A 12,694-nucleotide genomic window follows, 5' to 3' on the forward strand; every position below is an offset into this window, starting at 1 on the left:
AACTCCTGGAGGGACGAAGCAGCGTGGGTATCTGCCAGAAGCTTAGAAGGGAAAAGAGGTGTCTGGTTCCCGATGAACGAAAACAAAAAAACCCCGAAAACGCTGAAACGTTTCGGGGCTTCTTCAAGGGTGAACCGGCTCACAACAACGCCGGTCACTTATCGCATCAACTTACTTCTTGTGATAGGCCGTCACACGCTCAACTTCTTCCTTTGAACCCAGGAACACCGCCACACGCTGGTGCAGGCCTTCAGGCTGGATGTCGAGGATGCGCTGGTGGCCGTCGGTGGACGCGCCGCCCGCTTGCTCGACCAGGAAGGACATCGGGTTGGCTTCGTACATCAGGCGCAGCTTACCTGGCTTGGACGGCTCGCGGCTGTCGCGTGGGTACATGAACAAGCCACCACGGGTCAGGATGCGGTGCACGTCGGCAACCATCGCGGCGACCCAGCGCATGTTGAAGTTTTTCTTCAACGGGCCTTCTTCGCCTTCCATCAGTTCGTTGACGTAGCGCTTCACCGGCTCTTCCCAGTGACGCTGGTTGGACATGTTGATCGCGAATTCCTGGGTGGAAGCCGGGATGGAAATGTCTTCGTGGGTCAGTACGAAGCTGCCCATTTCGCGGTCCAGGGTGAAGCCTTTGACGCCGTCGCCCAGGGTCAGTACCAGCATGGTCTGCGGGCCGTAGATGGCGTAGCCGGCAGCGACCTGCTCGGTGCCTGGCTGCAGGAAGGCCTTTTCGTTCAGGGCTTCGTTCTGGCTCAGGTATTCGTTCGGGCAACGCAATACCGAGAAGATGGTGCCGACCGGGGCGTTGATGTCGATGTTGGACGAGCCGTCCAGTGGGTCGAACACCAGCAGGTAGGCGCCTTTCGGGTATTTGCCGGGGATCTGGTAGGCATTGTCCATTTCTTCGGACGCCATGCCGGCCAGGTGACCGCCCCACTCGTTGGCTTCGAGCAGAATCTCGTTGGAGAGCACGTCGAGCTTCTTCTGCACTTCGCCCTGCACGTTTTCGGTGCCCATGCTGCCCAGGACACCACCCAGTGCGCCTTTGGACACGGCGTGGCTGATTTCCTTGCAAGCACGCGCCACCACTTCGATAAGGAAGCGCAGATCGGCAGGCGTGTTGTTGCTGCGGGTCTGCTCAATCAAATAGCGACTCAAGGTAACGCGGGACATGTAAGGCTCCGGAAAATGGGGGGCTTGAAAACCCGCGCAGTTTAACGCGAGTCGGGGCGTATTTCCTCCTATCAGAGGATTTAAACCCAATAGAGTTCATGGACTTTATTTAACGTGCCACCGGCGGCTTGCGCAGCAAACTGTAGGCCATGGCGCCCAGTGCCGCCACGCCGAGCAGCAGCACGGCCCAGAGGCCGAGCTTCTTCAGGTCGGGGCCAGTGTCGGGTAACGCAGCAATCGCAGCCGGTTTGACCGCGATCTCCCCCGCCAACGTGGCCTGGCCCAAGGTTTTCAGGCGCTCGTCACGGTAATCGGGGATCAGCGTCGACAGCGGCAAGTTCGCCCCTTTCACGGACACATTCCCCAACGCCAGGGTGAACGGCGGCTCACCCCGTGCCAGGAACACCAACTGCGTGGCCCGTACGGCAACGCGCAACACGGGCGCTTCGACGCCCAGGCCGCCGCCCCGCTCGTCCACCTGCAATCTCAACTGAGCAACCGCCTGGCCCGGCAACTGCAATTCATCCTGCACCACCTCCTTGCCGTTCTGGCTCAGGCGGTACAGCAGGCCATTGCTCAACGGCTGCCACGCTTGCTTGACCTCACTTCGCCCCGACAACGTCACGGGCGCCAGCGTGTTGGGCTGCTTCAACTCGACCCGCAAGCGCTCCACATTCAGCCCCGTGGGCAATTGCCAGCTGTACTCGCCCGCCTTGAGGCGACCCCCCGGCAACGCTTGCGACCACACCAACGGCATCGGCAGGTTACTGCGAGTGGAGCTCTCCAGGCGGGCCGACGTCAGCAACGGCGCCGCCTGGCCCTGCCACACCAGCCGCAGGTAACGCGCCGATTGACCGGGCAGGCTCACGTCATGCTGCTCGACCCGCTCATCGGCAAATGACAAACGCGCCACTTGCCCATCACCCCAGGCTTGCCAGTGCTGCAAATCATCACTGGCTTCAATGCTGAAACGCTGGAAGCCCTCTTGCTCATGGCTCCAGTCCAGGCTCAATTGCTGCAACGGCGCCTTGATCGCACTGGCGTCCAACACCCAGCCACGCAGTACCTGCTTGCCGGGCTTAGCGGCAGTGGACGGTGTGATTTCCACCAGGGCGCCGGTGGTGGTGGCCTTCATCACCACGTCAGGCAAGGCTTGCTCGGTGTCGGCAGCGTACAGCGGGAACCACTTCACGTCGGTGACGTTGCGGCTCTCGGTGCGCTGCGCGGACGGGCGCGACAACGCATACGCCTGAGGCTCACCGGCAGCGTCGAAGACCCGAACATCGCTGAGATTTGCCTGGCGCGCGCTCATTTGAACCGCCAATGGCAGCTCCAGGCTATACCAGGGACCAGCGCCGCTTACGGCCAGCGGCACCTGGGTGGCGAAATCAGCCGGACGTTCTTGAGCAAACGTCGCCGAACACAGCATCCATATCGTCAACCCACTCAGACTCAGCCTGCCCATCAAGAAGATGCTCCCTCAGGTTCAACGCGCTTAGGCGGCAGCGGCGCAAAGTAGCCAACCACCAGCAACAAACCGCCCACGCCGATAAACGACACGATCCGCGCCAAACCGCCACGGTTGCTCAGCTCGACAAAGAACAACTTGGCCACCACCACGGCAATCAGTGCCGCGCCGATCAGCCACACTTCGCGACGATGGCGCAAATGGCCGCCGATCATCAGTCCGAGGGCAATAAGGGTCCAGACGATCGACAGGCCGGCCTGCACCAGCATGGACTCCAGCAACGCATCCAGATGAAACGGCACGCCGCCCCAATGGTGGGCGGTACGCATCACCAGCGCGGTGAAGAATGCGAACAGCGAAATGCCGGCCACGCCCTGGGCGATCAACTCAACGCGCGGCCCACGTTCCGGCGCCGCACTGCGCGACCACAGGTAAATGCCCAGCAGCGCGAACAGCAGGCCCAGGTCCAATGGGTTGAGCAGTGGCACATAGGGCAGCGGCTTGGCCGTGCCGTCACTAAAGATGTTCGCCAGCCAGAACCAACCCAGCATCAGCACCGCCAGCGGTAATGCAGCGAATACGCGGTATTCCCTGGGGTAGGCCGACACCGGCCATGGCCAATGGCGCGGTGCGGCAGCCAGCACGAGATAGAGACTTGGCAGAATCGCCCAGCCCAACCAGCGCCAAGCGTTGTATTCGCTCGACAGCACCAGCAGGCCGTAGCGCAGTTCCAGCGCCAGCACACCGATCAGCATCCAACAGCCCAGTACGTGAGCCGCGCTCAGCACTTTGCCGGGCACCACCGCCGACAAATGCCGCAGCGAGATGAAATGCACCACGAACACCACCCACCAGGCCAGCCAGCCGAACTGCGCGGCCGGGTGGTAATACTCAGTCCACGCGCCCAACAACACGAGCCCCACCGCAGGCATCAACAACGTGCTGGCGATACCCAACGCCGCCCAGCGCAAACGCAGCGCCAGTGCCGTCCAGATCACCACGCTCAGCGCGGCCGCCAGCACCAACAGCGAAGCGTGCAAGGCCGCAGGTGCCAAGCGCCAGACTTCAATGATCACCGCCAACGCCCACCACGCCACGCCCCAGGCCAGCAGACCGGCGGACAAGCGCCCACGGGGCAAGCACCAGGCGCCGAGCATGGCCGCCAAGGCAATGATCAGCGGTGTCCAGGCATTGTTCACGGGGTCGAGCGCAAACAGCGCGCCCGCAAGCACTTGCACGGCAACGCCACAGCGCACGACCCATGGCGAGCCGATACGCAGGCCCGCCCACACGGTCGCAAGGCCCGCAACCGACCAACTGACGATGCTGCCTTGGGTCGAAAACAACAGCGGCGCCAGCAGGTAAGCGCAGCCCAGGCCGAGGACGGCGAGCCCTGGAGCGCCGAGGCGCTCCCAACGCCGGGTCTGTTGCGGCGCGGCGTTGTGTATTTGATAAAAGCTGAACAGCAGTGCCGCACCCAGCAGCAACGCTTCCAATGGCGGCCCCTGCAGCAAGGTGTCCTGGCCATCGCGCAGTTCGCCGAGGAAGGCGAGCAGCGAACCCAGTTGCAGCAATAGGGCGAACGCCCGCGCGACGGGTCGATGCTGGCGTAGACCGAGCCAGAAGATCCCGGCGCCTTCGACGGCCCACGCCGCAGCAGTCCAGCGCGCATCAAGGCCCAAGGGAATGGCCAGGCTGGCGAAGATCACGCCAAGGGCCAGGCAGGTTTCCGTCAGGAGCAAGGCGCGCCCGCCACTGAGCACGCGGGCCAGGACAATGTAAATGATGCCCAGGCCCAGCGCACTGAACGCAGCAGCGAACTCAAGGTGTTGTACCAGCGCGAACTGCAGACCGAAGCCCACCAGCGGCGGGCCGAATAACAACGTGCCATCGACATAATCCCCCTTGGCCGCCGACCAGCGCAGTTGCGCGCCCCGGCTGGCATCTTCGGGGGCGTCCTGGGTTTCCAGCAATTTACGCCGCGCGAACAACAGGCCGATAGCCAGGTACATCAGGAAAAACAGGATCAGGAACGGCTCGGTGCTCCACAACAGCTCCGGCGTGTAGGCGCGCATGCCCCAGGCGAAACCAATACCAAAGGTGCCAACAAAACCGATCACGTTCAGCAGGCGCCAGGCTTTGAACCAGGCAATCGTGAGGATGCCGGCGTTGAGCAACGCAAAGTAGCTGAACAGCGCCACATGGCTTCCGGCGCCGGTCGACACCAGGATCGGTGCCGCAAAACCACCCAACGCCGCCGCACAGGCCAGGCCGATGGCATCCTGGGTGATTGCCAGGATCGCCGAACAGACCGTGACGGCTACCAGCAACCCCATTGCCGCGCCAGGATCGATCAGGGGATGCAAACGCATTGCCGCAAATACCGTGAGGTACAACACGGCAATCCCCGCGCCTTGCAGCATCAAGCCGTAGTTACCGTTGCGCAGCCGCAGCCACCAGCCCAGGCCCAGCAGGCCCAACGCGGCAGCGGCAACGCCGGCGTAGCGCAGCTCGATCGGCACCACCATGCCTTCAGTGGCATAACGCAGCAGGAAAGCCAGGCCGAGGAACAACAGCACCACGCCGACCCGCAGCACGGTGTTGCCGCCAAACAGCCAATTGCGCGCACCTTCAATAGCGCGCTCGATCAGGTTGGGGCCGCGAGGGATTACAGGTTCTTTAGGCGTCGGCGCCGGAGCCCACACGTCATCCGGCAGCGGCTGGCTCGGTTCGGCGCCCCTGGCAACGGGGGCCAACTCGGCAGGCAGCTCCCACACCAGCTCGGGCGGTTTGGCGACAGGTGCCGATTCGGGAACAGAGGGCTCGACCTTCACGCTGCTTGCAGGCGCGGGCACTTCCAGTTGCCGCAAGCGCTCGCCCAGCGCGATCAGCGACTTCTGCGTGGTGTCCAACTGACGCGCCTGCTTGTCCGCCTGGGCCGACAGCTGCGCCAGGCGAATCGCCTGGCCAATGCCCAGCCCCAGCAGCGCACCGATACCCGCATCACTGAACGATTCGTCGAGCGTCCAGCCGAGCACCAGGCCAATCAGCATGAAAATCCATTGCATGGTCGATATCCCTAAGCAGCCCGAGGCAGGCAAACCGAGGCCTAGTATATCGACGCTGCACCCATGTGGAAGCGGGCGTGTGTGGGAGCTGGCTTGCCCGCGACGCAGACACCTCGGTGTATCTGTCACACCGAGGTGATGCTATCGCAGGCAAGCCAGCTCCCACACAAGCCCGCGCACATATTCAGGTCAGCCGTGTTCAGTCGAGGGCTTTCCAGATCTCGGTCGCGTACTCCCTGATGGTCCGATCCGAGCTGAACCAACCCATCCGCGCCGTATTCAGCACCGCCGAACGCCACCACGCCTTGGAATCATGCCAATGCGCCTCAACCCGCGCCTGGGCGTCCCAGTACGAATCGAAGTCGGCACACACCAGGAAGCGGTCGTAGTCGATCAGCCCGTCGATCAGCCCCGCGTAGCGGCCCGGATCGTCCGGCGAGAACACCCCGCCGCGGATCGCTTGCAGCACGTCATTCAACCGATGAGACGCCGCGATGTCAGCACCTGCATTGAATTCACCAGCGTGCTTGCGGGCTTCCACCTGCTGCGCGCTGAGGCCGAAGATAAACATGTGCTCGGCCCCCACACGCTCGTGCATTTCCACGTTGGCGCCGTCCATCGTGCCGATGGTCAGCGCACCGTTGAGACCGAACTTCATGTTGCTGGTGCCCGAGGCCTCGAAACCGGCGGTGGAAATCTGCTCCGACAAATCCGCCGCCGGAATGATGCTTTCCGCCAGGCTGACGTTGTAGTTGGGCAGGAACACCACCTTGAGCAAACCGCGTACGGTCGGGTCGTTATTGACCGTGCGGGCGATGTCGTTGGTCAACTTGATGATCAACTTGGCCTGGTGATAACTGGCCGCCGCCTTGCCCGAGAAGATTTTCACGCGCGGCACCCAGTCGGTGCCCGGCTCGGCACGGATGGCCTGGTACAGCGCCACGGTGTGCAGCAGGTTGAGCAACTGGCGCTTGTATTCGTGGATACGCTTGACCTGCACGTCGAACATCGCCGCCGGGTTGACCGCAATGCCCAGGCGCTCGTGAATGATGTCCGCCAGCGCGCGCTTACTGTGCAGGCGCTGCTCGGCAAATGCCTTGCGGAACGTCTGTTTTTCGGCAAATGGCTCAAGCTCCACCAACCGCTCTTCGGGCTTGTCGAGAATGTCCGGGCCGAGCGCTTCCACCAGCATGGACGTGAGCTTGGGGTTGGCCTGGTACAACCAGCGACGGAAGGTAATGCCGTTGGTTTTGTTGTTGATGCGTTCCGGGTACAGCTTGTGCAGCTCGGAGAACACCGTGCTGCGCATCAATTGGGTGTGCAGGCCGGACACGCCGTTGACGCTGTGGGAGCCCAGGAATGCCAGGTTGCCCATGCGCACGCGGCGGCCGTTGTCTTCTTCGATCAATGACACCGCGCGCAGTACGTCAAAGTCGTGGATGCCCTTGGCGCGCAGCGAGTCGATGTGCTGGGCGTTGATCAGGTAGATGATCTGCATGTGCCGGGGCAGCATGCGTTCCATCAGGCCGACCGGCCAGGTTTCCAGCGCTTCAGGCAGCAGCGTGTGGTTGGTGTACGACAGGGTTTCCACCGTCACATCCCACGCCGCTTCCCACGGAATGTGGTGCAGGTCGACCAATTGACGCATCAGCTCGGCCACGGCGATGGACGGGTGGGTGTCGTTGAGCTGGATCGCGGCGTGTTCGCCCAGGCTCAGCACCGAGCCGTGCATGTTCTTGTGGCGGCGCAGCAGGTCTTGCAGGGAGGCGGCGACAAAGAAGTATTCCTGGCGCAGGCGCAGTTCCTGCCCTGCTTCGGTGCTGTCGGCCGGGTAAAGCACTCGGGAGATGCTTTCGGCGCGCGCCACTTCGGCGACCGCGCCAAGGTGGTCACCGGCGTTGAAGCGCTCCAGGTGCAGGTCTTCCACCGCCCGGGCACGCCACAGCCGCAGCGTGTTGACGCTGGCACCGCGCCAGCCGACAACCGGCGTGTCATAAGCAATGGCGCGCACGGTTTCGTTCGGCGTCCATCGCTGGATCATTTTCCCGGAGGCATCTTCCAGTGTTTCGACGCTGCCACCAAAGCCGATCGGGTACGCCACTTCAGGGCGTTCGAATTCCCATGGGTTGCCGAAGTCCAGCCAGCGCTCGGTCTGCTCCTGCTGCCAGCCATCGACAATCGCCTGGCGAAACAAGCCGTGCTCATAACGGATGCCATACCCATGGCCGGCAATGCCCAGGGTCGACATGCTTTCCATGAAGCACGCCGCCAAGCGACCCAGGCCGCCATTGCCCAGTGCGGCATCGGGCTCCAGCAGGCGGATGCGCTCAAGGTCGACACCCAGCTCCGAGAGCGCTTCACGAGCGATTTCCAGCACGCCGAGGTTGCTCAGGCTGTCGTAGAGCAAGCGGCCGATGAGGAATTCCAGGGAAAGGTAGTAAACCCGCTTCTGGCCCTTGCGGTAGATGCGCCGGGTGTGGTCCATCCAGTGATCGACCATCTGGTCGCGCGCGGCCAGGGCAATGGCTTCGAACCAGTCGTGGTCGAAGGCGTGATCCGGGTCCTTGCCCACCGCGTAGGTAAGTTTGGTCAAGACGGCATCGCGGAATGCGGCTACCTCTGCTTCTCGTGCAAGTGGTTCCTGAGACATCAATTGCGACCTCGGGCGAGATAGAAGGAGTTGCTAGAGCCTAGACGGTCTGACAGACGGTAGACGCTCTGGTTCGGCACTTTTTTAACGCATTTACCTTTACAGGGTTTTGATGCATTGGCCGTGCCTGCTTTTGATACAAGCGCGCCTTCTGGCCGAAACCCATAAAAAATTGTTCAAAAAATCATCAATCCCGGTATGATCGCGCGCCCGGACACCGCCCCACCTTGGAACCCTGATGAAGCCTCAACTGATCGCCGCCGCGGAACTCGACCGTCTTGAAACGTGGCAGAAATATTCCGCGCATATGTGCGGTGGTTGCGTGTCCAGCTGCTGCACGCTGCCGGTCGAAGTGAAGATCAAGGACCTGATCCGCATTGGTATCGTCGATGAATTCGAGCGCGGCGACCCGCCGAAGAACATCGCCAAGCGCTTGCAGAAGGAAGGCATCGTCGAGCGCTTCAACGCCAAATCCGAGATTTTTACCCTGCAGCGCATGAGCAACAACGATTGCCTGTACCTGGATCGTAAGACGCGCTTCTGCACTATTTATGACAAGCGCCCGGATACCTGCCGCAACCACCCGAAGATCGGTCCACGCCCGGGGTATTGCGCGTACAAGCCGAAGGAAGTGGTGCGCGAGACCAAGTTTCGGACACTCGATAAGTTCTGATCCAAGTTCTTTATTGCCTGGGCTACCGCGTTCGCGAGCAAGCCCGCCCCCACACTTGACCTCATTCATCCTGAAAAAACGCGGTCAAATGTGGGAGCGGGCTTGCTCGCGAAGAGGCCGGCACAATCACTGCAAATTTTGCAGGCATAAAAAAAAACGCCCCCGGCCTTTCGACCGGGGGCGTTTTTCATTCAGCCTGAGTTAACTCAGTTCTTGGCTTTCTTGGCAGCGCGGGTACGCTCGCCTTCGTCCAGGATCTTCTTACGCAGGCGGATCGACTTAGGCGTGACTTCGCACAGCTCGTCGTCCTGGATGAATTCCAGGGCCTGTTCCAGGGTGAAGCGAACAGGTGGAACCAGAGCGATGGTTTCGTCTTTACCCGAAGCACGCATGTTGTCGAGCTTCTTGCCTTTGGTTGGGTTGACGCCCATGTCGTTATCACGGCTGTTCAGACCAACGATCTGACCGTTGTAGATCTCTTGACCGTGTTCAACGAACAGCTTGCCACGCGCCTGGAGGGTTTCCAGGGAGTAGGTCAGTGCCTTGCCGGTTTCTACCGATACCAGAACACCGTTCTGACGGCCGGACATGTCGCCGGACTTCATGGTGTCGTAGCGATCGAAGATCGAGGTCAGGATGCCAGCACCGTTGGTCAGGGTCAGGAACTGGTTACGGAAACCGATCAGACCACGAGCAGGGATGTTGTATTCCAGACGCACACGGCCTTTGCCATCCGGCACCATGTTGGTCAGGTCGCCTTTACGCAGACCCATCTCTTCCATCACCTTGCCCTGGGATTCTTCCGGGGTGTCGATGGTGACGTTTTCGAACGGTTCCTGCTTCACGCCGTCAACCTGACGGATGATCACTTCTGGACGACCAACGCCCATTTCGAAGCCTTCGCGACGCATGGTTTCGATCAGTACCGAGAGGTGCAGCTCACCACGGCCGGAAACCTTGAACTTGTCAGCCGAGTCGCCTTCTTCAACGCGCAGTGCAACGTTGTACAGCAGCTCTTTGTCCAGACGCTCCTTGATGTTACGGGAGGTCACGAACTTGCCTTCTTTACCGCAGAAAGGCGAGTCGTTTACCTGGAAGGTCATGGAAACGGTTGGCTCGTCAACGGTCAGAGGCTTCATCGCCTCGACGGTGTCCGGGTGGCACAGGGTGTCGGAGATGAACAGCGAGTCCATACCGCTGATGCATACGATGTCGCCAGCGGCCGCTTCTTCAACGTCGATGCGGTGCAGACCGTGGTGACCCATCAGCTTCAGGATACGACCGTTGCGCTTCTTGCCGTCGGCGCCGATAGCGACTACCGGGGTGTTCGGCTTGACGCGACCACGGGCGATACGGCCAACGCCGATAACACCCAGGAAGCTGTTGTAGTCCAGAGCGGAGATCTGCATCTGGAACGCGCCGTCACGGTCAACAGCCGGGGCTGGTACGTTGTCGACGATCGACTGGTACAGCGGGGTCATGTCTTCAGCCATGTCGGTGTGGTCCAGACCGGCAATACCGTTCAGGGCCGAGGCGTAGACGACTTTGAAGTCCAGCTGTTCTTCGGTGGCACCCAGGTTGTCGAACAGGTCGAAGATCTGGTCCAGAACCCAGTCCGGACGCGCGCCTGGACGGTCAACCTTGTTGATGCACACGATCGGACGCAGGCCGGCTTCGAACGCCTTCTTGGTCACGAAACGGGTTTGCGGCATAGGGCCGTCTTGAGCGTCAACCAGCAGCAGAACGGAGTCAACCATCGACATTACGCGTTCTACTTCGCCGCCGAAGTCGGCGTGGCCCGGGGTGTCCACGATGTTGATGTGGTAGCCGTTCCAGTTGATAGCGGTGTTTTTAGCCAGGATGGTAATGCCGCGCTCTTTTTCCTGGTCGTTGGAGTCCATCACGCGCTCGTCGTTGAGCTCGTTGCGCTCCAGGGTGCCGGATTGACGCAGGAGTTTGTCTACCAGGGTGGTTTTACCATGGTCAACGTGAGCAATGATGGCGATGTTACGTAGATTTTCGATCACTTGTGTATCTCGATCAGAGGATTCGGTGTGCTGACAGGTCGTGGCAGCGATTAACAGTAGAGTCAGGCCTTGCCGTTACAGCTTGACGGCAGAGTCGGGGGGCCGGTGACGCAGGCCACAGGCAAACAGCCCCGGGCTCTTAGCTCGGTCGATAAACGCGCACATTGGCATGTCCCTCACTGAGCAAATGGTGGGCATGCAGGCGACTCATCACGCCTTTGTCGCAATACAGCAGGTACTGACGGCTGTTATCCAGTTCCTTGAAACGCGCATTCAATGCATAGAACGGCAGCGTTTGTACGTCGATGCCGGCGATTTCCAGCGGCTCATCCTCAGCGGCATCCGGGTGACGGATGTCGATGACGATCTGGCCGGCCAGGGCTTCGCTGACTTCTTCGATCTTGATGTCCTGGCCCAATTCGTCGATCACGCGATCGATCGGGACCAGCTTGGCGTTCTCGAGCGCACGCTCCAGAATCGCCATGTCGAATTCTTTCTCCTCATGCTCCACGCGATGGCGCTTGGCGTGGGTCTTGGGGTTCACCGAAATGACCCCGCAGTACTCGGGCATGTGCTTGGCAAAGTCGGCGGTGCCGATCTGCTCTGCCAGGTCGATGATGTCCTGCTTGTGGCTGGCGATCAGCGGGCGCAAGACCAGCTTCTCGGTGACGCAATCGATGATCGACAGGTTCGGCAGCGTTTGGCTGGAGACCTGGGAGATCGCCTCACCGGTTACCAGTGCATCGATCTGCAACTTGTCGGCGATTCGCGAGGCCGCGCGCAACATCATACGCTTCAATACCACGCCCATATGACCGTTATCGACTTTACCGAGAATTTCGCCCAGCACTTCCTCGAACGGTACGCTCACAAATAGCACGCGTTGGGAGCTGCCGTACTTCTTCCAGATAAAATGCGCGACTTCCATCACGCCCAATTCGTGTGCACGTCCGCCCAGGTTAAAGAAGCAGAAGTGGCTCATCAGGCCGCGGCGCATGATCTGGTAGGCCGCCACCGTGGAATCGAAACCGCCGGACATCAGCACCAGGGTCTGTTCCAGGGCGCCCAGCGGGTAGCCGCCGATGCTGTTGTGCTGGCTGTGGATCACAAACAACCGTTGGTCGCGAATTTCCATGCGCACTTCAATTTGCGGCGCTTTCAGGGAAATTCCGGATGCGCCGCACTCGCGACGCAGCTTGCTGCCGACGTATTTCTCGACGTCCATGGAGCTGAAGGTGTGCTTGCCGGCACGCTTGCAGCGCACCGAAAAGATCTTGCCTTCAAGCTCACTGCCGTAGTGCTGTTTGCACTTCTCGGTGATGTCATCGAAGTCGCCCAGCGGGTACTCATCCACCTGCAGGAAATGCGCGATGCCCGGCATGCAGCTCAGGCGCTCGGTCATGTCCTTCAAGGCTTTGGGCTCGGTGACACGGGTTTCCAGCTCGAGGTTGTCCCACACGCCGTTCACCACCACAGCCGGGTCCAGATCGCGGAGCACGGCACGGATGTTCTTGGCCAACTGACGGATGAAACGCGTCCGTACCGGTCGGCTTTTGATGGTGATCTCGGGGAAGACTTTAACGATTAATTTCATGGAAACAGCGCGCGCCGGGCCTGCTGAAAAAG

The 12,694-nt window shown here is 61.0% G+C and carries 7 protein-coding genes; 1 reads left to right on the forward strand and 6 read right to left on the reverse strand.

What is annotated here, in order from left to right; translation table 11 throughout:
* Positions 1 to 171 precede the first annotated feature (171 nt).
* The 4 genes from AB4O08_RS10865 to AB4O08_RS10880 form a co-directional block, all read right to left on the reverse strand.
* Positions 172 to 1,182: a class 1 fructose-bisphosphatase gene (locus tag AB4O08_RS10865; protein ID WP_003187818.1), complete on the reverse strand. Its 1,011-nt coding sequence runs from the start codon at positions 1,180 to 1,182 to the stop codon at positions 172 to 174.
* Between the two features lie 109 nt (positions 1,183 to 1,291).
* Complete coding sequence (locus AB4O08_RS10870) at positions 1,292 to 2,647, reverse strand: DUF3999 domain-containing protein (protein ID WP_010213854.1); 1,356 nt, start codon at positions 2,645 to 2,647, stop codon at positions 1,292 to 1,294.
* Entirely contained in the window at positions 2,647 to 5,718 is a 3,072-nt protein-coding gene (locus tag AB4O08_RS10875) for a DUF2339 domain-containing protein (protein WP_460114115.1), read from the reverse strand. The genes AB4O08_RS10870 and AB4O08_RS10875 overlap by 1 nt, the downstream gene beginning before the upstream one ends.
* A 199-nt stretch (positions 5,719 to 5,917) precedes the next feature.
* On the reverse strand, positions 5,918 to 8,368 hold the full coding sequence (locus AB4O08_RS10880; RefSeq protein ID WP_047544140.1) for a glycogen/starch/alpha-glucan phosphorylase: 2,451 nt from the start codon (positions 8,366 to 8,368) through the stop codon (positions 5,918 to 5,920).
* 238 nt (positions 8,369 to 8,606) lie between these two features.
* Between AB4O08_RS10880 and AB4O08_RS10885 the strand changes: the two genes are divergently transcribed.
* Positions 8,607 to 9,041, forward strand: coding sequence for a YkgJ family cysteine cluster protein (locus AB4O08_RS10885; protein WP_010213857.1), 435 nt, complete (start codon positions 8,607 to 8,609; stop codon positions 9,039 to 9,041).
* A gap of 206 nt (positions 9,042 to 9,247) precedes the next feature.
* On the opposite strand, the gene typA is transcribed toward AB4O08_RS10885, so the two are convergent.
* Entirely contained in the window at positions 9,248 to 11,068 is a 1,821-nt protein-coding gene (gene typA / locus AB4O08_RS10890; protein WP_010213863.1) for a translational GTPase TypA, read from the reverse strand.
* Positions 11,069 to 11,207: 139 nt separating this feature from the next.
* On the reverse strand, positions 11,208 to 12,662 hold the full coding sequence (gene thiI / locus AB4O08_RS10895; RefSeq protein ID WP_010213865.1) for a tRNA uracil 4-sulfurtransferase ThiI: 1,455 nt from the start codon (positions 12,660 to 12,662) through the stop codon (positions 11,208 to 11,210).
* Positions 12,663 to 12,694: the final 32 nt, after the last annotated feature.

The sequence above is a fragment of the Pseudomonas sp. H3_E07 genome (assembly GCF_054668895.1).